The sequence below is a fragment of the Actinoallomurus bryophytorum genome, from assembly GCF_006716425.1.
GTDB classification, from domain to species: Bacteria; Actinomycetota; Actinomycetes; order Streptosporangiales; family Streptosporangiaceae; genus Actinoallomurus; species Actinoallomurus bryophytorum.
This window is the reverse complement of the sequence record NZ_VFOZ01000002.1, coordinates 176,708-195,585: the sequence shown is the minus strand read 5'-3', so window position 1 is coordinate 195,585 and position 18,878 is coordinate 176,708. Positions and strand designations below refer to the sequence as shown.

Here is an 18,878-nt window from a genome sequence, read left to right as displayed (position 1 = left end):
GGAACCGGCGGCTGGGGCGCTTCAGCGAATGCGCTGATGCCAATCCGCCAGAAGCGGTGTCACGGCCCATAGGTCCCCGCCGTCCACCGTCGTCGAGGCCCTGTCACGCGCCTGCTGGTCCGCGTTGAAGGCGACGCTGAGGCCGACCTCGTCGAACAGCGGCAGGTCCGACCGGCTGTCGCCGATGGCGGCACACTGGGACGGGCCGAAGCCGAGGTTCTCCGCGTAGCGCAGCGCGAAGTCGCGTTTGCCGAACTCATCGAAGGTGGCCCGCACTCGGCCGGTGAAGGACCCGTCGAGTGTTTCCAGCTCAGGTCCGCAGTAGGCGGCGAACCCGAACCTTTTCCCGAGATGCTTCCCGATCGGCTGCCAGGCCAGGGTGGCCAGTACCGGCAGCAGACGATGAGCACGGCACCACTGGACCGTCTCCGCGATCCCGTCGACGAGTGGCAGTTGGGTCAGCCAGTCGTCGATCTCCCGTTCGGTGCGGCCCGCCCATGCGAGCGCGTCCACCGCAGCGATCTCGGGATTGGTCAATAGACCGGCCGCGTAGGCCGCCTCGGCCTTGGCCATCTCCTCCTCCGTGCCCAGATATCGGGCTACGTGGACAGCGGAGCCGGGGGCCGGTACGAGGGTGCCGTCAATGTCGACGAAGACGATGCCGACCCATGCCGACGGGTCGGAAACGACCTTCCACCCGTCACGGTCTTCCCTCATATCCCACTCATTCTCGTCGTGCGGGCGGCTCTGTCCGAGAACGGTGCCGAAGGGTCTGTGTCGCGGATGCGGCCTTCGGGGCTTGCCTGACTCGGTCGGTGATCGCCTCTCCCAGTTCCAGGGTGGTGCCCTGGCCGTGGAGGTCGGGGGTGAGCGGGGCTTCGGCGGGACCTGCGGCCAGGACGTCCTCGATCGCGGCCAGCAGGCGTGCGCCGGCGTCGGGGTGTCCGAGGTGGTCGAGCAGCATGGAGGCGGACCAGATCTGCCCGACCGGGTTGGCGATGCCGCGGCCGGCGATGTCGGGTGCGGAGCCGTGGACCGGTTCGAAGAGGCTCGGGTGGGTCCGGTCCGGGTTGATGTTCGCGCTGGGGGCGATGCCGATCGTCCCGGTGCAGGCGGGGCCCAGGTCGGAGAGGATGTCGCCGAAGAGGTTGCTGGCCACGACGACGTCGAACCGGTCCGGGTGCAGGACGAAGTTCGCCGCCAGCGCGTCGATGTGGGACTTGTCGTGGCTGACTCCGGGGAACTGCTTCGCCATCGCTTCGACCCGCTCGTCCCAGTAGGGCATGGAGATCGAGATGCCGTTGCTCTTCGTGGCCGAGGTGAGGTGCCGGGCCGGCCGTCGTTCGGCGAGTTCGAAGGCGTACCGCAGCACGCGGTCGACGCCGACGCGGGTCATCACCGTCTCCTGCAGGACGGTCTCGCGCTCGGTGTCCTCGAAGATCCGGCCGCCGATGCTGGAGTACTCGCCCTCGGTGTTCTCCCGTACGACGAGGAAGTCGACCTCGCCGGGTTCGCGGTCGGCGAGGGGGCTGCGGACGCCGGGCATCAGGCGGCAGGGACGCAGGTTGACGTACTGGTCGAACGTGCGCCGGAACCGCAGGAGGCTGCCCCACAACGAGACGTGGTCGGGGACGATCGACGGCCAGCCCACGGCGCCGAAGAAGAGGGCGTCGTAGGAGCCGAGGACCTCCTGCCAGTCGGGCGGCAGCATCGTTCCGTGGCGCTGCCAGTACGCGGCGCTGGCGAAGTCGAAGTGGTCGAACCGCAGGTCGAGACCGAACACTCCGGCGGTGGCTTCCAGCGCCTGGAGTCCCTGAGGGACGACCTCCGTACCGATTCCGTCGCCGGGGATCACGGCGATGCGGTACGAGGACGCCGTCATCGGGACCTCCTGCGCGGGCGCGCTCGAAGGGCCGCCAGGCCGCCTTGGGCGTCCTGGATGACCAGCCGTTCCGCGGTCGCCGAGTCGCCTTCCCGTAGGGCGCGTACCAGGGCGCGGTGGCTGGAGTAGCGGTCCAGCCCGAAGCTGTCGCCCGCCGCGATCTGTTCGAGGATCCGTGCCCGGCGCTCGGGCTGGGAGAAGACCCGCGACTGCTCGAGGAGCCGGATCAGCACCGGGTTGGCGGCACAGGAGTTCACCGCCTCGTTGAACTCCTGCATCCGGTCGAGCAGCGCGGCGACGTACCGGTCGACGTTCTCGCCGTTCCGGTGCCGGGTGACGATGACGATCAGCAGGTCGTCGGCGGCGTCGAGGATCGTGTCGAGGGCGTCCAGCTGTTCGGGGGTGGCGTACCGGGCCGCGAACCGGGCCACCAGTCCCCGCAGACCTATCTCGACCTCGGCGAGGTCGTCGATGGCGCGCTCGGCGATCTCGGCCACGACGACCGTTCGTGGCCCCGTGCGCTGGATGAGTCCGTCCTGCTCGAGCCGGCGCAGCGCTTCGCGCACCGGTGTGGAGCTGACCTCGAGCTGCTCGGCCAGGCCTCGCTCGGTCACCTTCTGGCCAGGACGGAGCGCACCGGAGGCGATCGCCTCCCTCAGGGCCTGGTAGGCGAGGTCGGCTCGAGTCTGGCCGCCTGTGGCGGATCGGTCCGCCGTCGACTTGACCGTCATGGCCGCATCGTAACAGTGACATGGCAAGTCACAAATGCTGTCTCTTGACTTTTTTGCTATAGCAACTACCGTGACGCGTGCCATAGCGGAGGAGGACCTCAATGGCGAGCGCGACCCGTACCGAAATCCGTTCGGCCGGCACCAGGAGGATCACCTTCTACGTGGCCCTGGCGGTGTTCGCTCAGGAGTCGACCTGGAACTTCTACGACAACCGGGTGCCCGAACTGCTGCGGGACCACGTCTCCAGTGCGGCGGTGATCGGCCTGCTCATGGGCATGGACAACCTGCTCGGAGTCTTCATCCAGCCCTACATGGGCAACCGGTCGGACAACACCCGGACGGCCTGGGGGCGCCGGATCCCGTACCTGGCGGTCATGATGCCGGTGGGCGCCGCCTTGTTCCTGCTCATCCCGCAGGCGACGTCGCTGGGCTGGCTGATCCTGGTGATCTTCCTCTACGCGCTGGTGATGAACAGTTTCAAGCCCGTCAGCGAGTCGCTCATGCCCGACTTCATCGAGCCCGCGCGCCGGAGCCGGGGGAACGCCGCGGTGAAGATCGCCTCAGCGCTGACCACCATCGTCGCCGCACTGGTCAGCCTGCTGCTGGTCGACGACCACCCGAAACTGGCCTTCGCCGTTCCGTCGGGCCTCATGCTGGTGGCGGCGGCGGTGCTCGTCTGGCGGGTACGGGACAGCCGTTCGGCGGCCTACCAGGCCGCCCTCGCGGAGGACGAGGCGTCGGCGGCCACCGGCCGGCGCGAGGCGAACGCCGAGGTGAAGGCCAGGGTCATTCTCCGCGAGCTGGTGCGCGATCCCGACCGGAGCCGGCTGCTACTGATCATCGCCGTGTTCGCCTTCGCGAGCGCCTGGTTCGCATCACGTTCCCTGATGACCCCGTACGGTGTGGAGGTCCTCGGCCTCTCCGACGGCCAGGCCGGCGGACTGACGCTGCCCAGCGGGATCACCTACATCCTCGCCGCCTTCCCCGTCGCCCTGCTCGCCGAGCGCTTCGGGCGGCTGCGGGTCATGGTCGCCGGGATGGCGGTCTTCGCCATCGGCCTGCTCCTGGGAGCCGCCGTCCAGACTCCGACGGTCACCATGGTGACGCTGTGCCTCGGCGGGGCCGGCGCCGCCGGTTTCATCATCAACGCCGTCGTCGTGCTGTGGAACCTGGCACCGTCGTCCCGCGTCCTCGGTACCTACACCGGCCTGTACACCGTCGGATGGGCGTCCGGGGGCATCGCCGGGCCGGCCCTCGTCGGCCTGGCGGTCGACATCACGGGATGGCATCTGATGCTGCTGGACATCGCGGTCCTGACCGTCATCGCCATCCTGCTGGTCGTCCGGATCGACCGGCTCCAGCGCGGCAACGACACGGGGGAGGGCGCCCTGTGAGCACGCCGCCCACCGTCCTCATCACCACCGACTACCTGGTGCCCGGCGACGAGGTGGACCGCTTCCTCCTCGACGCGGGCTACACCACCCGGCACCGCCCGCTGCGGGGCGCCCGTGAGCGCGACGAGCTGATCGCGATCCTGGACGGCGCCGAGGGCGCGCTGATCGCAGGCGAGCCGATGACCGCCGAGGTGTTCGCGCAGGCCCGGGCCCTCCGCGCGGTGGTACGTACCGGCGTCGGTTACGACTCGGTCGACATCGCGGCCGCGACCCGCGCGGGCGTCTCGGTGAGCAATCTGCCCGGCGTCAACGCCAACGCCGTGGCCGAGTACACGATGGCCCTGCTGCTGGCCCAGGCCCGCCGGCTGGTGCCGGTCGCCGCCGGTGTCCGCGCCGGTCGCTGGCCGCGCGAGGACGGTCACGAGCTGCGCGGCAGGACGCTCGGACTCCTCGGGTACGGTGCGGCGGCCAGGGCCGTGGTGCCTCTCGCCCGGGCATTCGGACTGTCGGTGCTCTGCACGACCGGCGTGCCGGCGAGCCGGCGCGACGACGCCTCCGTGCGGTTCGTGGACCTGCCCGAACTCCTGGCCGCCGCGGACTTCCTCTCCCTGCACACCGCGCTCACCCCGGCCACCCGGCACCTGATCGACGCGTCCGCGCTCGCCCGCATGAGACCGACGGCGCACCTGGTCAACACCGCACGCGGCGCCATCGTCGACGAGGCGGCACTGGCCGACGCGGTACGCACGGGCCGGCTCGCCGGCGCCGCCCTCGACGTCGCCGAGACCGAGCCGCTGCCGGCGGACAGCCCCTTGCGCGACGTCCCCGGCATCACGGTCTACTCCCACCTGGCCGGGCAGACCGCCGAGGCCCGCCGGGCCGCCGGCCTGGACGGCGCCCGCGAACTGGTGGCCGCCCTGCGCGGACGTCCCCGGTCCTCGCTCAACGCACATCTGCTCCCGCCCGTACGGGCCGGTGACCACCGGGCCGTCGCGGAGCCGGCGGTACGAAGAACGATCAAGAGAAACGAGGACGAGATGACGAGCACGGCCGCGACCGGGGATCCCGCTCCGGGGGAGACCGTCAGGATCTTGACCCCCAGCGGAATGCTCGGGGCGGGTTTCCCGCCGGAGACGGTCGGCCGGGGGCTCGAGCTGGGGGCCGACGTGATCGCCGTCGACGGTGGTTCCACCGACTCCGGTCCGTACTATCTGGGCTCGGGCACACCGAAGACGGCCACCGCCGCCGTCGCCCGCGACCTGCGGATACTGCTGCGGGCCTCGGCCGACGCCGGCATCCCGCTGATCATCGGTTCGTGCGGCACGAGCGGCACCGACTCCGGCGTCGACTGGGTCGCCGGAATCGTCGACGGGATCCTCCGGGAGGAGAGCCTGGACCTGAAGGTCGCCCGCATCTACAGCGAGCAGACGGCCGCCGCCCTCAAGGAGAGCCTCAACGAGGGACGGGTACACCCGCTGGCACCGATGGGCCGGCTGGACGCCGCCACGCTGGACGACTGCAGCCACATCGTCGGTATGATGGGCCACGAACCCATCGTGGAGGCGCTGGCGGCCGGGGCCGACGTGGTGCTCGCCGGTCGCGCCACCGACACCGCCGTGGCCGCCGCGTACCCGTTGATGAAGGGAATGCCTGCGGGTCCCACCTGGCACGCTTCCAAGATCGTCGAGTGCGGTGGGCAGTGCACCACCGACCCGCGAGGGGGAGGCGTCCTCGCCACCATCGACCAGGACGGCTTCACCATCGAGCCACTGGACCCCTCCACCGCCTGCACACCGACGTCGGTGGCGGCGCACATGCTCTACGAGACGGTCGACCCGTTCCAGATGCGGGAGCCGGCGGGCACGCTCGTCGTCTCCGACGCGGTCTACACCGCGCTGGACCACCGCCGTGTCCGCGTCGAAGGGTCCCGCTTCGAGCTCGCCGGCCAGCACACGATCAAGCTCGAAGGAGCCCGCGTCACGGGCTACGAGACCATGTCCTTCACCGCCATCCGGGATCCGCGCATCCTCGCGCGGATCGAGGAGTGGCTCGCCCTGCTGGAGGAGGTCCTCGCCGGGCGCGTACGCCAGACACTGGGACTCGACCCTCCCGAGTACGCCGTGGACATCCGTCCGTACGGGTACAACGCCGTACTCGGAGCCATCGACCCGGCGGCCGGGCGGCCCCGGGAGGTCGGAGTGATGCTGCTGGTCAACGCCCCGGACCAGGCCACGGCCACCACGATCGCCAAGATCGCCAATCCGCTGATGCTCCACCTCCCGACCCATGACATGGACTACCTGCCGAGCCTGGCCTTCGCCACCTCACCCGCGGAGACCGAGCGCGGTCCGGCCTACGAGTTCGTGCTCAACCACGTCGTCGACGTCGACGAACCCACCGACATGTTCCGCATCGAGATCACCGAGGACGCCTCCCATGACCGATGAGCGCCGGCCCACGCTGGGCGAACTGGCCCAGGAAGTGCGTTCCAAGAACGCCGGCCCCTTCTGGGTCACCATGGAGCTCTTCATGTGCTCGGCCGAGGACTACGCGACCGTCGCGGACGAGGACTTCATCAACGAGGAGGTCATCGCGCGGCTGTACGAACTCGACCCGGCGGACGTCCAGATCTTCCGCATCCCCGTCCTCAACGTCGTCAAGATCTCCTTTCCCCGGCCGGTGGCCCAGGGCAGCCTGCGCGATCGGGATGTTCACGCGGGCCAGCACCACGTCCCCTTGGCGGCACTCGTACCCGCCTGAGTTTCGTGAGGGCGGCGTAGGGGCCTCGGAGAACGCGGACGGGGTTAGCGTGGGGTGACCGAGATTCCGTAGGTGTTGATCTTGCGGTAGATCGTCTCGCGCACGTCGTCGATCCGGTAACGCAGGGGCGGCACGGTCAGCGTCACCGGCAGGGCGCGCAGCAGGCCGGCCGGCAGTTCGGTGGCCACGGATGCGGTGGCGACGAGCCAGGGCCGCTCCGGATGCCCGGACTGTGAGGCCATCCATGCCATGACCGCCGCCAGCGCGGTGGGGGTGAAGCTCTCCGGGTGGCGGAGTACCACGGTGCGCCTCGCGGAGCCGTTGGAGGAGGCCTGGTCCAGGCGGGCCGTGGTGTCCTCGGGCCGGTCGGCGGGCTCGATCATGACGAGCGGCGCCTCGCGGTCGCGGGCGTGGTGCGCGGCTTCGGCGAGCGTCAGCTTGCCTGCGCCGGGTTCGCCCTCCACCAGCGTCCAGGTACCGGCCGGGCACCCTGCCATCAGGTCGGCGCACACCTTACAGAACGTGGTGGAGCCACCCGCGAGGCCCAGCGCGGCGGGACTGATCATCGGCCGGGGTGCGGGCCGTCGCGCCTCGAGGAGGTCGGCGGCCGGCCGGTTCGCCATGGTCAGGCCGTCGCCGACGGTGATGGCCGGCCGGCCGAACTTCCTGCCGATGGAAAGGAACTCGCGCATGAGGGCCCGCTCGCGCTCTGATCCCAGCTCCGCCAGCCGCTGCTCGACGGCGCTCGCGGCGTTGTGCGCCAGAGCGGGCACCAACGGCCCGGCGTCTTTGTGCCAGCAGCTGATGTTCAGCAGCCCGGCCAGCCGTCCGGTCAGCGGGTCCCGGATGGGCGCGCCGGCGCACGCTCCCCGGTGCAGCCGCTCGTTGAAGTGTTCGCTGCAGGGACGGCGTACAGCTGCGAGCGTCGCCATGATTCGACTATCCCGGCCCGCAGCCGGTCGGGTGACACTTCCTCCGCTTGCAGAAAACGTTCCCGGACCCGGGCCACACTGTCGGCCCTGATGTCGTCGACCACCCACCCCCTCCTTCCTTCCGATCTGCGGCATGGGCCCGTCTGTCGTCGCGCTCATCGGCATGGCCGGGCGTCGCGACCATTCGATGACGTCCCGTCGAAGGCCGCCCGCGCTCCCGATACTCGCGATGGGCCCGGCGGATGGCGGGCCCGGAGATGGCGATCTTCGGGATGTACGCGGCGGCGGGGCTGGTCTCGAGCATGGGCCTGACGTCCTCTTCAGCGTAGGTGGACATCAAAATCACGGTCGGCTGCCAGGCGGGTGCCGCCGCCATCAGCCGCCGCGTGAGGTCGAAACCGCTCTTCGGCCCCAAGTTGACGTCCACGAGGACGACGTCGGGCCGGTGCAGGCAGGCATGGCTGAGGGCCTCGTCGCTCTTCGAGGCAAGGCCGACCACGGTGATTCCCTCATAGCTGAGCACGTCGTTGACGGTGTGCAGGAAGTGACGGTTGTCATCGACGATGACGCAACGAATGGGTGTGCTCGTCGTACTCACAGGACCGTCCGGTACGTAAGAGCACAGCTGCTCGGCAGCCTGCGCCGCCGGAGGTGAGGTTCTAGGTCCCATAGATCCAGGTAAGCCCAGGATCCTCCCGGTGGGCGTCTCGTTCTGAGAATCCTGGCCGCCTCTAGGCCGACGGGCCGATCACGGTGGACCGCGAGGAGATCGTGGAGCCGCTACCTCCGCACGGTGTGAGGGGCATCAAGCGCCGGAGACGCCGTGGCCGACCATCGAGAGCGGGTCGACGACCGCGTCGAAGGTCTTCTCGTCGACGTGGCCGCTCGCCAGAGCGGCCTCTTTCAGGGTCTGGCCGTTGGCCAGCGCGGACTCGGCGATGTGCGCGGCGTTCTGGTAGCCGATGGTGGGGCTCAGCGCCGTGACCAGCATCAGGCTCTCGTTCACGTACTGCGTGATCTTGTCCCGGTTGAGCTCGGTGCCGCTGACGGAGAAGGTGCGGAACTTCTCCATTCCGTCGGCGAGGATGCGCGCGGAGTGCAGGAAGTTGTTGATGATCAACGGGCGCATCGCGTTGAGCTCGAAGTTGCCCTGGCTTCCGGCGAAGGCGACTGCGGTGTCGTCGCCGAGCACCTGGATGGCGATCATCACGATGGCCTCGCACTGGGTCGGGTTGACCTTGCCCGGCATGATCGAGGACCCCGGCTCGTTCTGCGGCAGCAGCAGTTCGGCGAAGCCGGTGCGTGGTCCGGAGGCCAGCCATCGCATGTCGTTGGCGATCTTCATCAAGGCGACGGCGAGCCCGCGAAGCGCGCCGTGAGCCCGCACCATCGGGTCGAGCGACCCCTGTGCCATGAACTTGTTCGGCGCCGTGACGAACGGTATGCCGGTCAGCTCGGCGATCCGCGCCGCGACGTCATGGCTGAACCCTTTCGGGGCGTTCAACCCCGTCCCGACGGCGGTGCCACCGAGTGCCAGCTCCAGGAGGCCCTGCCGGGCGTGGTCGATCTCCTGGACGCAGGCGCGTAGCTGGGCGGCGTACCCGGACCATTCCTGCCCGACGGTCAGGGGGACGGCGTCCTCGAGATGGGTCCGCCCGATCTTGACGACCTCCTTCCACTGGTCGGCCTTGGCCTCGATCGTGGTCGCGAGCTCTTCGGCCTGCGGGAGCAGGTGGTCGTCGATCATCCGTACGGACGCGAGGTGCATGGCGGTGGGGAAGCTGTCGTTGCTGGACTGCCCCATGTTGACGTCGTCGTTCGGGGCCACCGGCTCCTGCGTGCCGAGCGCGCCGTCCAGGAGCTGTGACGCCCGGTTGGCGATCACCTCGTTGAGGTTCATGTTGCTCTGGGTCCCGGACCCGGTCTGCCACACGTACAGCGGGAAATGATCGTCGAGGGCGCCGTCGATCGTTTCTTCGGCGGCCCGTACGATCGCCCGGACCTTCCAGCCGGGCAGCCGCCCGGCGGCGCCGTTGACCAGTGCCGCCGCCTTCTTCACGTAGCCGTAGGCGTGATAGACCTCCTTCGGCATCCGGTCGTCCCCGATCGAGAAGTGGATCAGGGAGCGTTGTGTCTGCGCGCCCCAGTAGCGGTCCGCCGGCACGTCGACCGTGCCCATGCTGTCGAACTCCTGACGCCGCCCAGACGCGTCGATGCCGACGGGAACGTCCCTCATTTTCGGATGCGATCTCATGGTTGTGTCTCGCCGGTCGGAAGTTCGCCGGTGTACACCGGCTGCCACATCGCCTGCTGGACGGCCTGGATGAGGTTGTCGTGCGACTTCGTCGCCACTCCGTCCGCGACGGCGGCCTTCGCCACGGCCACGGCGACCGTGGCCGAGGACGCCCGCAGGTCGTCGACCGGAGGCAGCAGGCCGGCGCCGGGTTCGGACACGTCGACCTGGCCGGCCACCGCCTCGGCCGCGGCCAGCAACATGGTGTCGGTGACGTGCCTGGCTCCTGAGACGATGGTGCCCAGGCCCAGGCCTGGGTAGAGGAGCGCGTTGTTGGCCTGGCCGATGGTGTAGGTGACGCCGTCGTACTCGACCGGCGGTACCGGGATACCCACGGCGATCAACGCCCGGCCGCCGGACCAGGGCACCGCGTCGGACGGCATGACCTCGATGCGGCTGGTGGGGTTCGACAATGGCAGCAGGATGGGACGCTCCGTGCCCTTCGCGAGAGTCCTGACGACATCCTCGGTGAACGCGTTGTGCGCGGTCGAGGTGCCGATGAGGATGGTCGGTCTGACCTGCTCGATGGTGGTGAGCAGGTCGATCTCACCGTCGGCCCAGGAACCGACCTCGGACTTCGGGCGGGCGTAGACCTGCTGGTAGTCGGGCAGGCCGGCCATGTCGTCGGTCACCAGCCCGTGGATGTCGACGAGCCAGATGTTGCTCTTCGCCTCGCCGGCCGTGGCCCCGTCGCGCAGCATCGCCGCGTGGATCTGGTCGGCCATGCCGGTGCCCGCGGTGCCGGCGCCGAATACGACGAGCCGCTGCTCGGCCCAGCGTCCTCTCGTCACCCGCAGGGCGGCGAACACCGCGGCCATGACGATGGCGCCGGTGCCCTGCATGTCGTCGTTGAAGACGCGGTACTTCGCCGCGTTGCCGACCAGGATTCGCCGCGCGTTCGACGGTCCGAAGTCCTCGAAGTGCAGCAGAGCGTCCGGGAACAGCCGGGACGCGGTTTCCAGGTAGAGCGCGACGAAGTCGTCGTAGCGCTCTCCGGTGACCCGCGCGTGGCGGTTGCCGAGATAGTACGGGCTGTTGAGGAGCTGCTCGTTGTCCGTACCGACATCGAGGTTGACCGCGATGACCCGGTCGGGGTCGATGCCGGCTGCGGCCGTGTAGACGGCCAGCTTTCCGATCGAGATGTCGGTGCCGTTCACGCCCCAGTCTCCGATGCCGAGGATCTCCTGGGCGTCGGAGACCACGATGAGGTCGACGTCGCCGGTACCGAGTCCAAGCGACGCGAACGAGGCCTCGACGTCCTCCGGCCGGTCGATCGACAGGTACACGGCGCGGGAGTCGCGGAAGTCGGTGGACCACTGCTGGATGGCCTCGCCCACGGTGGGGTCGTACACCACCGGCAGCAGCTCGGTGAGGTGGTCGACCAGGAGCCGGTAGTAGAGCACCTGGTTCTGGTCGTGGAGCTCGTTGAGGTAGATGTACTTGTGCAGGTCCGACGGCTGGTCACGCAGCTGCGCGTACGCGCGGGCGGCCTGCTCGTCGAGGGTCTCCACGGCGGCCGGCAGCCGGCCGGTGATGCCGAGTTCGGCACGCTGGTCCAGCGTGAACGCGGTGCCGCGGTTACGAAAGCGATCTTGTAGCACGGTGGTCCTGGTGGGCATCGTCCCCCCTGGCGCTGAGATTCTTTCGTTGTGTGGCGCGATCCCGCGTACCGGGCCGGCCGGGGCTCGCCTTACTCGGAGACCGGGGTCTCAGGTTCCATGTCGTACGAGGCCTGAATCTGCCTGGGCCGGGTCCTGAGGCCGTCCGAGACCTTTCGTTCCCAGGGAACCTGCTGGAGGTTCTTGGTCTCCTCGATCATCGACTTGGGTTCGAGGTTGCGGAAGGTGTCGACCTCGCCCGCGGCGACCGCCGTCAGCGTGGCGTACACCGGCTCGGGATCGAACTGCGGCCGGGGGAACGCGAGCTTCGCGTAGTCGAACATCCGCTCGGACGCGTCGTCCTCCCAGCTCTGCCACGTCTGGAACATCCGGTCGTTGAAACCGGTCAGGAACGGCCCCGGATTGACGGTGGCGACCTCGATACCGGACTCCTGCAACTCGTAGGCCATGGTCTCGGCGATGGCCTCGATGGCGTGTTTGGAGGCGGAGTAGAGGCCGGTGAAGGGATTGACGTTGAGACCCTCGCGAGAGGAGACCCACACGACGCGTCCGCTGCCTCGCTTGACCATCTGCTTGGCGATGCCCTGCGTCAGCAGGAGCGGGCCGATGACGTTGACCTCGAACTGCCGGCGCATGTTCTCCGCCGGGACGTCCACCGTCGAGCCACCCTCGCCCACCCCGGCGTTGTTCACCAGGATCTCGACACCCCACGCCAGGGCTTTCCTGCGGTCGCCTTCGTCGGTGACGTCGAGCTTCTCGACCTGAAGGTTCACGCCCCGCTCGGCCGCCTGACGCTTGAGCGTCTGCACCTGAGCCCAGATCTCGACCGACGCGATGACGTCAAAGCCCTTCTCCGCGAGACGCATCGCCGCTTCATGCCCGAAACCCGTACCCGATCCGGTGATCAGTACTTTCGTCACTGTGCGCTCCTTATCCGCCGTGCCTCACCATGCGCGGTGTCAGCACTTGGGCTCGCCGAGGCATGCCGGATCGGCTGGAGTGCGCGGTATCGCCGGTCGTACGGTCAGGACCGGAGGGCATAAGGGACGATCTGGTCGGTCGTCATCGCCGTGCATCACCAGGACCGGCACAGTGATCTTCTTGATATTCAGTATAGTTCCGGCGCGAACGCGCGGTTGTAGTGGGCGTTCGCTGCGCCCACCATCGCCCTGGCGCCGCCGGCACCGTACCGGCCCGGCTTGCGCGGATCCCTGATCGTCAGGTGTGGCTGATGATCACTTTGCCGAAGCCGCCGCCTGATTCGCAGTACTTGAAGGCGTCGGGTACCTGCTCGAACGGGAACACCTGGTCGATCACGGGACGCAGCCGGTGCGTCTCGACAGCGCGGTTCAGCTCGAGGAAGTGGGCGCGGCTGCCGGTGGCGACACGGCGCAGCGTCGCACCCGCCATGAACAGGGTCGCGGGGTCGATGGGGGTGGTCCCCTCGGTGCCGGACAGCCAGTAGCCGGCGAAGGCCACCTCGCCGCCTGGTGCGACGGACTTCAGCGACTGCTCCAGCGGTCCCGTCGCATCGACGACGCGATCGACACCGAGGCCATCGGTCAGGGCACGTACCTCTTCGGCCCAGCCGGGATTCTCCCGGTAGTTGATCACCTCATCGGCCCCGAGCGCCCTCAGTCGCTCGGCCTTGGCGGCGTTGGACGTGGTGACCAGCACCCGGGCGCCGGCCAGCTTGGCGAACCGTAGGACGAACAGTGACACGGCTCCCGATCCGAGTGTCAGCACGGTCGCACCGGGATGTAGCGCGCTGCCGGTGGTCAGCGCGTTCCAGGCGGTCACCGCCGCCAACGGCAGCGCTGCGGCCTCCTCGAACGACAGGTGCTCAGGGACAGGCACGACGCCGCCCTCGTCCAGCACCGCGTACTCGGTCAGAACTCCGTCGATCATGGTGCCGAGTTGTGCGGCGTTCTCGCGCCTGAACGGGCCGTCCAGCCAGCGCGGGAAGACGGTGGCCGCCACGCGGTCACCCGTCTTGACCCGGCTGACGTCCTCGCCGACGGCCACGACCTCGCCCGCCCCTTCACAGCCGGGCACCACCTTGGGCCTGATGGGCAGCACATAGTTGTCGGCCAGTACCAGGAGGTCACGTGAGCCGATCGAGTTCGCGCGGATCTTGACCACGACCTGCCCGCGCCCCGGTTCGGGCTCGTCCTGATCGTGGACCGTCAGCCCGGCGAGGCCACGACCCGGCTCAAGGCGATAGCTCTTCATTGAACGGCCTTCCTACTCGTGGTCTGAACGAAGGTCGCCCCGCGACGGCAGCACGGGGAGCCGGCCGGGCCACTTCGGCCCGGCCGTTCTTCGGGGCACGATCGTGCTGAGTCGCCAGGGCATTCGGCAATTCCCCCGAGGGAATCGCCAGTGTCACGGGAGGGCGGGTAGAACTGAGCGGTGAGCAGCACAACCGTTGGTGCGGAGCTGAGACGCTGGCGCGCGGTTCGGCGGCTCAGCCAGCTCGAACTGGCCGCGCTGGCGGGCACGACCCAACGTCATCTGAGCTTCATCGAAAGCGGCCGCTCCCGGCCGGGGCGCGCGATCGTGATCCGGCTGGCCGAGTCGCTCGGCCTGTCGCTGCGGGAGCGCAACGACCTGCTCATGACGGTCGGCTACGCGCCGGTGTTCACCGAGTCGGGCCTGGATGAGACGGCACTGCGCCCGGTCCGCGTCGCCCTCGAGCAGATCCTGCACGGCCACCTGCCGTACCCGGCCCTCGTCATCGCACCGTACGGACGGGTGGTGGCGGCCAACGACGCCGTCGAGGTGTTCACCGAGGACGCGTCACTCGAGCTGCTCGAACCGCCGGTCAACATGCTGCGGCTCATGCTCCACCCGCAGGGAATGGCGGCCAGAGTAGGAAATCTGGACGAGTGGGGCAGACACGTTATCGATAACCTTCGCGCCAGGGCACGGCGGAGCCCGGACCCGCGCCTGGACGATTTCGTCGCCGAGCTGGCCGAATATGTTCCCCAGGCCCCGGTCGGCCCCGAACACCTCGGCTTTTCCGTGCCGATGCGGCTGGCGTCGGCGGACGGAGAACTGCGCCTGATCACCACGCTGACCTCGTTCGCCACCGCGACCGACATCACGCTCGCCGAACTCCACCTGGAGGCGTTCCTGCCCGCCGACCAGACCACTGCCGAACTGCTGCGGGTCCGAGCCGAGCGGTACCGAAACGGCAGGACGACGGCCGCGAGCCGCCGGTGATGCTGACGACGTGATCTGGGGCATCGCCGATCAGCGACCGGCTCCGAGCCATCTGTGAAAAGGCTTCGCGCTCGACGCGCTTCGCGGGGCGGCGTCCGTCCGGGCCGACGACACCGCCCCGAGGTCCACGCGTGTCAGGACTTGGACTTGTCCTTGTCCTGCTTCCACGACATCGGCCCGGGCAGGTCGTACCGGTGCGCACGGGACCGGGAGTTCCACGACCATCGTCCGACCTTGATGGTCCACGACGACATGCCATTCTCGGTGAAGTTGAAAACCAGGGGGCCGAACCTCTTACGCTTACGGAACATCAGACCCATCGCTGTGCTCCCTTCATAGTTTCGTCCAGGGTGCCGCAGCAATGCCCGATGGGCAGGTCGTCAAACCACAACGCCGTGGCCGCCCGCGATACTTCGCCTTTCACCTGCTCACACCTTCGAACGTTGTTGAGATCCCGAGTGCGGTTTAATCGTTTGTCGGCCGCGACGCGCATCGCCGATGATTGCGGCCATGGCCACGACCCGGCGAGCCGACATGTTCACCGCGGACGGCACGCCGTCTGACGACGATGCGCGTGAGAACGGACCGACGCTGGGGGACGAGCGCACCACGCTGGTCGAATCCCTGCGCTGTCAGCGCCTCACGCTGGAGATGAAATGCGCGGGTCTCGACGCGGAGGCCATGGCGCGGCGCTCCGTCGAGCCGTCGACGATGTCGCTCCTTGGGCTGGTGCGGCACCTGGCCGAGGTGGAGCGGGCGACGTTCCGGGTGCTGATGTCGGGACAGGACGTGCCCCGGCTGTTCTGCTCCGACACCGATCGCGACGGTGACTTCGATGGCGCGGTCGCCGATCCCCAGGTGGTCGCGGAGGCTTGGGACGCGTGGCGTACGGAGGTGGACTTCGCGACACGGTTCGTCGCCGAGGCGCGCAGTCTCGACATCACCGGCGACGATCCATTGAATCTGCATGGCAGCGGGGGAGGGCCGATGTCGCTGCGCGTGGTGCTGGTCGGACTGATCGAGGAGTACGCCCGTCACATGGGCCACGCCGACCTGTTGCGCGAGCGGATCGACGGACGTATGGGCCAGTGACGAGCGTCCGTTCTGTCCGGCCGTCCTGGTCGTCGCGGCGCGGGCGCCCCGAATTCCCGCGCCCGGCCGGCGGGGTGGATTAATTTCCGATCGGAGGCTTCCAGCGAACTGCCAGCAATGATTCGCCTACGGGGGAGGCCGCTTACAGAAAATATAATGTCGGCGGCATAAGGTCCCAGCACTCCGTGACGAAGGTATTGCCAAGGCTCTGGGGGCCCGTCTACGATCACCCATGATCAGTCAGATCGATGGCTGGCCGGCGTAACGGCCAACTGCGACGATGCCGAAACGCCATGGATCGCCGGCCTAGAGAGGATGGTCAGGATGGACATCGAAATCCGTAAGCTGGACCAGATCGAGACGACGAGTTTCTGCGCCACCGAAATGTGACGCACGAGCAGGTTTAGATCACGGGTCGCGACGGCAATGTCGCGACCCGTGACTTCGAAAATCTTCGGATGCTCGATGTTCAATCACTGGGGCTTTTCATTGAGTCATCCGCTCGACAGATCTGGTGTGCGCCTTTGATGCAGACAGACGAGGACAGGGTCCGCTCATTGCCCCACCTTCCTCGAGTAAAGCCCGAACATCAACCGTACAGAACGATTGACGGCCACATACGCTTGGGACGCGGGCTCTTCGGTATAGCGGCAGAGATCAAGGACCCCTCAGGCCGGATCTGGGAACTCCTTGAGGCCATGAACGGCTCTCGCACCATCCCGCAGATCGTCGAATTGATGTCCTCGGGCGAGCGGCCACCGGTCACGGCGCCGCAGATCATGGACACGATCGAGTCCTTGTTCCAAGCGGGACATCTCGAAGACGCGAACAGCCTGGAACCCGAGACGCTCTCCCCGCGTGAACGGGAGCGCTACGGCCGCGGTCACGCCTACTTCCGATGGGTGGACACGCTGCCCCGGAAAGGCTCCTGGGACGTGCAGTTGAGGCTCCGCGACGCGCGCGTGGTGGTGGTCGGTGTCGGTGGTGCCGGGGGCGCGGCGGCTCAGGGTCTGGCCGCGACCGGAGTGGGGCATCTGCACTGCGTCGACTCCGACATCGTGGAGTTGTCGAACCTCAACCGGCAGGTTCTTTATAACGAGGATGACCTCGGCAAGCCGAAGGTGGATGTCGCGGTCGCCCGACTGGGCCGGTTGAACTCAGATATCAAGATCACAGGCGAGCGAAGCACCGTGCGCGGCCAGGCCGACCTGGAGGCTCTGGCGGAAGACTGCGACGTGCTCGTCCTGGCCGCCGACCGACCGGAGATCATTCGCACCTGGGCCAACCGTGCCTGTCTGGCCAAGAACGTTCCGTGGGTCGGCGGTGGATATCACGGCGCACTACTGACGGTGGGCGTCTTCAAGCCGGGCGACGGTGCTTGCTGGGAATGTCTGAAGCTCGCAGAGGCGCGCCGACCGGAAATGTCGATCTTCAGACCGGAAGACGAGTCGTCTTTCGGCACGCAGACACCCGGGCATCCGGTGACGGCGGCCTCGGCCGGGATGGCGGGCCTCCTCATGACACACGCGGCCATCTCCCTGCTCACAGGGGTGCCGGCCCTGCCGGCCGGACGTGTCTACGGCATGAATCTGGTCGCGTTGACCGACCCCGTACTCGTCTCTCACCCTCGCCAACCCGGCTGTCCCGCCTGCGGGACGACCTAGAATGACTCAGCCGGAGTTGCCTCTCGCCAGGAATGACTCGGCAGTTCGCCTGCACTCCCTCCGCTCTCGCCAGGACGGGCAAGAGTGGATCATCGGTCGGGCCGAGACCGGGACCTTCATCGCCATCCCGCAGATCGGCATGCAGGTCATCGAGGGCATCCAGCATGGGCGACCGCTCGACGACATCCGGCAGGACATCGAGTCGCGCAGCGAACAGTCCGTTGACGTGGTCGCTTTTGTGAATCAGCTGGTCGACCTCGGCTTTGTGGCCGCAGTGGACGATCATGATGTCGGGCAACCCCCTCCTCAGAAACCCTCCCTTCCCTGGCTGCGACCGCGTCACGTCCGCTGGACCCTCAGCCCGATCCTGGCCGCGCTGATGGCCACGGTGGTGATCGCCTCTCTCGGAGTGATCGCCTGGGATCCGGGCGTGTTCCCGAGTTACCGAGAGATGTTCTGGACCGACCACGAGAGTCTGATTCTGCTCAGCCAGGCCCTTGTCGCATGGGCCCTCATCCTCGTCCATGAGATGGGCCACCTGGCCACGGCACGGGCCGCCGATGTTCCGGCGCACATCAGACTGGGGACTCGGCTGCAGTTTCTTGTCGCTCAGACCGATGTCAGCGGCATCTGGACGGCGCCACGGAGACATCGATTCACCGTCTACGGCGCGGGGATGGCGATCGACCTCACAATAGCCTCACTCGCCATCCTTGCCATCAAGACATTGCAGGTCATGGGCATCGACGCCCCATCGGCTCTGCCGATCATCGTACTGATGATCTCATCGATGCTTCCCCTGCAGTTTCTCGTCTTCATGCGAACGGACGTGTACTTCCTCCTCCAGGATCTGGCGAGATGCCGGAACCTCTACGCGGACGGATCCGCGTACGTTCGTGACGTCGCCGCCCGCCTCACACGGCGACGCGGCGAATCGGGAAGCCCCGCCATACTGCGGCTCCCCAGGCATGAGCAAGTGGCCGTTCGCTGCTATGCCGTATTGCTCGTCCTCGGCACGAGCGTTTGCCTGCTTGTCGTCAGTGCCATAACCATCCCGACCTATATCAGGTTGATCGCTGATTCCATTCACACTTTTCTGGTCACCGAATCCATGGGCGCGGCAGCGGAAGCGGCCGTGGTCATTCTCATTGTGGCGGGATTCCAGGTGGTCTGGATTTCCGCCTGGTGGCGCAGGCACGGTGAACGCGTCCGCCAATGGTTTAGACGGACCGGACCGCATACCCGCATGACCAGGACGAGTCCTTCCTGAGAAGGTATTGCCAAGA

General features: G+C 67.9%; 18 protein-coding genes. 7 read left to right on the top strand and 11 right to left on the bottom strand.

Annotation, left to right across the window (positions count from 1 at the left end):
• Window positions 1-21 precede the first annotated feature (21 nt).
• Genes FB559_RS37150 through FB559_RS37140 form a run of 3 tightly spaced genes read right to left on the bottom strand, consistent with a single transcriptional unit; the run spans window position 22 to window position 2,613 of the window.
• Window positions 22-717: an HAD family hydrolase gene (locus tag FB559_RS37150; RefSeq protein ID WP_141962310.1), complete on the bottom strand. Its 696-nt coding sequence runs from the start codon at window positions 715-717 to the stop codon at window positions 22-24.
• A gap of 7 nt (window positions 718-724) precedes the next feature.
• Window positions 725-1,882 (bottom strand): tartrate dehydrogenase, encoded by a 1,158-nt coding sequence (locus tag FB559_RS37145; protein ID WP_141962309.1) that lies wholly within the window; start codon window positions 1,880-1,882, stop codon window positions 725-727.
• Window positions 1,879-2,613: a GntR family transcriptional regulator gene (locus FB559_RS37140; protein ID WP_141962308.1), complete on the bottom strand. Its 735-nt coding sequence runs from the start codon at window positions 2,611-2,613 to the stop codon at window positions 1,879-1,881. The genes FB559_RS37145 and FB559_RS37140 overlap by 4 nt, the downstream gene beginning before the upstream one ends.
• Window positions 2,614-2,714: 101 nt before the next feature.
• On the opposite strand from FB559_RS37140, the gene FB559_RS37135 reads away from it, so the two are divergent.
• From FB559_RS37135 to FB559_RS37120, 3 genes are read left to right on the top strand one after another with little or no spacing between them, the layout of a single operon-like run.
• Window positions 2,715-4,007 (top strand): MFS transporter, encoded by a 1,293-nt coding sequence (locus FB559_RS37135; RefSeq protein ID WP_141962307.1) that lies wholly within the window; start codon window positions 2,715-2,717, stop codon window positions 4,005-4,007.
• Entirely contained in the window at window positions 4,004-6,454 is a 2,451-nt protein-coding gene (locus FB559_RS45010) for an NAD(P)-dependent oxidoreductase (RefSeq protein WP_221640616.1), read from the top strand. The genes FB559_RS37135 and FB559_RS45010 overlap by 4 nt, the downstream gene beginning before the upstream one ends.
• Window positions 6,444-6,767, top strand: a complete 324-nt coding sequence (locus tag FB559_RS37120) for a DUF4387 domain-containing protein (protein WP_141962306.1) — start codon at window positions 6,444-6,446, stop codon at window positions 6,765-6,767. The genes FB559_RS45010 and FB559_RS37120 overlap by 11 nt, the downstream gene beginning before the upstream one ends.
• Window positions 6,768-6,811: 44 nt before the next feature.
• Here FB559_RS37120 and FB559_RS37115 read toward each other — a convergent pair whose 3' ends face one another.
• The 6 genes from FB559_RS37115 to FB559_RS37090 all read right to left on the bottom strand — a co-directional run bounded on the left by FB559_RS37115 (window position 6,812) and on the right by FB559_RS37090 (window position 13,843).
• Window positions 6,812-7,699: a hypothetical protein gene (locus tag FB559_RS37115; RefSeq protein WP_141962305.1), complete on the bottom strand. Its 888-nt coding sequence runs from the start codon at window positions 7,697-7,699 to the stop codon at window positions 6,812-6,814.
• A gap of 7 nt (window positions 7,700-7,706) precedes the next feature.
• Window positions 7,707-8,297 carry a response regulator gene (locus tag FB559_RS37110; RefSeq protein WP_185792653.1) on the bottom strand — a complete coding sequence of 197 codons (591 nt, stop codon included), beginning with the start codon at window positions 8,295-8,297 and terminating at the stop codon, window positions 7,707-7,709.
• Between the two features lie 207 nt (window positions 8,298-8,504).
• Complete coding sequence (fumC, locus tag FB559_RS37105) at window positions 8,505-9,935, bottom strand: class II fumarate hydratase (protein ID WP_246122734.1); 1,431 nt, start codon at window positions 9,933-9,935, stop codon at window positions 8,505-8,507.
• 14 nt (window positions 9,936-9,949) lie between these two features.
• A complete protein-coding gene (locus FB559_RS37100) occupies window positions 9,950-11,611 on the bottom strand; it encodes an NAD-dependent malic enzyme (RefSeq protein WP_141962302.1) in 1,662 nt (553 codons plus the stop codon).
• Between the two features lie 71 nt (window positions 11,612-11,682).
• Window positions 11,683-12,531: an SDR family oxidoreductase gene (locus tag FB559_RS37095; protein ID WP_141962301.1), complete on the bottom strand. Its 849-nt coding sequence runs from the start codon at window positions 12,529-12,531 to the stop codon at window positions 11,683-11,685.
• 298 nt (window positions 12,532-12,829) lie between these two features.
• Window positions 12,830-13,843, bottom strand: a complete 1,014-nt coding sequence (locus tag FB559_RS37090) for a zinc-dependent alcohol dehydrogenase family protein (protein WP_141962300.1) — start codon at window positions 13,841-13,843, stop codon at window positions 12,830-12,832.
• 180 nt (window positions 13,844-14,023) lie between these two features.
• Here FB559_RS37090 and FB559_RS37085 point away from each other — a divergent pair, with 180 nt between their 5' ends.
• The gene (locus FB559_RS37085; RefSeq protein ID WP_141962299.1) at window positions 14,024-14,836 is read left to right on the top strand and encodes a helix-turn-helix domain-containing protein; all 813 of its coding nucleotides are present in this window, start codon (window positions 14,024-14,026) and stop codon (window positions 14,834-14,836) included.
• Between the two features lie 134 nt (window positions 14,837-14,970).
• Here FB559_RS37085 and FB559_RS37080 read toward each other — a convergent pair whose 3' ends face one another.
• On the bottom strand, window positions 14,971-15,156 hold the full coding sequence (locus FB559_RS37080) for a DUF4236 domain-containing protein (RefSeq protein WP_141962298.1): 186 nt from the start codon (window positions 15,154-15,156) through the stop codon (window positions 14,971-14,973).
• Window positions 15,157-15,370: 214 nt separating this feature from the next.
• Between FB559_RS37080 and FB559_RS37075 the strand changes: the two genes are divergently transcribed.
• Window positions 15,371-15,928: a DinB family protein gene (locus tag FB559_RS37075; RefSeq protein ID WP_246122732.1), complete on the top strand. Its 558-nt coding sequence runs from the start codon at window positions 15,371-15,373 to the stop codon at window positions 15,926-15,928.
• A 236-nt stretch (window positions 15,929-16,164) separates the two neighbouring features.
• On the opposite strand, the gene FB559_RS37070 is transcribed toward FB559_RS37075, so the two are convergent.
• Window positions 16,165-16,401: a hypothetical protein gene (locus tag FB559_RS37070; RefSeq protein WP_141962296.1), complete on the bottom strand. Its 237-nt coding sequence runs from the start codon at window positions 16,399-16,401 to the stop codon at window positions 16,165-16,167.
• A 225-nt stretch (window positions 16,402-16,626) separates the two neighbouring features.
• Between FB559_RS37070 and FB559_RS37065 the strand changes: the two genes are divergently transcribed.
• Together FB559_RS37065 and FB559_RS37060 are read left to right on the top strand one after the other, a co-directional pair.
• Window positions 16,627-17,592, top strand: a complete 966-nt coding sequence (locus FB559_RS37065) for a HesA/MoeB/ThiF family protein (protein WP_221640614.1) — start codon at window positions 16,627-16,629, stop codon at window positions 17,590-17,592.
• Between the two features lies 1 nt (window position 17,593).
• Entirely contained in the window at window positions 17,594-18,862 is a 1,269-nt protein-coding gene (locus tag FB559_RS37060) for a hypothetical protein (RefSeq protein WP_141962295.1), read from the top strand.
• Window positions 18,863-18,878: the final 16 nt, after the last annotated feature.

Excerpts from the sequence above, each read along its gene's own strand:
- FB559_RS37150 (WP_141962310.1), bottom strand. The coding sequence starts at position 717 with ATGAGGGAAGACCGTGACGGGTGGAAGGTCGTTTCCGACCCGTCGGCA.
- FB559_RS37145 (WP_141962309.1), bottom strand. The coding sequence starts at position 1,882 with ATGACGGCGTCCTCGTACCGCATCGCCGTGATCCCCGGCGACGGAATC.
- FB559_RS37140 (WP_141962308.1), bottom strand. The coding sequence starts at position 2,613 with ATGACGGTCAAGTCGACGGCGGACCGATCCGCCACAGGCGGCCAGACT.
- FB559_RS37135 (WP_141962307.1), top strand. The coding sequence starts at position 2,715 with ATGGCGAGCGCGACCCGTACCGAAATCCGTTCGGCCGGCACCAGGAGG.
- FB559_RS37120 (WP_141962306.1), top strand. The coding sequence starts at position 6,444 with ATGACCGATGAGCGCCGGCCCACGCTGGGCGAACTGGCCCAGGAAGTG.
- FB559_RS37115 (WP_141962305.1), bottom strand. The coding sequence starts at position 7,699 with ATGGCGACGCTCGCAGCTGTACGCCGTCCCTGCAGCGAACACTTCAAC.
- fumC (WP_246122734.1), bottom strand. The coding sequence starts at position 9,935 with ATGAGGGACGTTCCCGTCGGCATCGACGCGTCTGGGCGGCGTCAGGAG.
- FB559_RS37100 (WP_141962302.1), bottom strand. The coding sequence starts at position 11,611 with ATGCCCACCAGGACCACCGTGCTACAAGATCGCTTTCGTAACCGCGGC.
- FB559_RS37090 (WP_141962300.1), bottom strand. The coding sequence starts at position 13,843 with ATGAAGAGCTATCGCCTTGAGCCGGGTCGTGGCCTCGCCGGGCTGACG.
- FB559_RS37080 (WP_141962298.1), bottom strand. The coding sequence starts at position 15,156 with ATGGGTCTGATGTTCCGTAAGCGTAAGAGGTTCGGCCCCCTGGTTTTC.
- FB559_RS37075 (WP_246122732.1), top strand. The coding sequence starts at position 15,371 with ATGTTCACCGCGGACGGCACGCCGTCTGACGACGATGCGCGTGAGAAC.
- FB559_RS37065 (WP_221640614.1), top strand. The coding sequence starts at position 16,627 with ATGAACGGCTCTCGCACCATCCCGCAGATCGTCGAATTGATGTCCTCG.
- FB559_RS37060 (WP_141962295.1), top strand. The coding sequence starts at position 17,594 with ATGACTCAGCCGGAGTTGCCTCTCGCCAGGAATGACTCGGCAGTTCGC.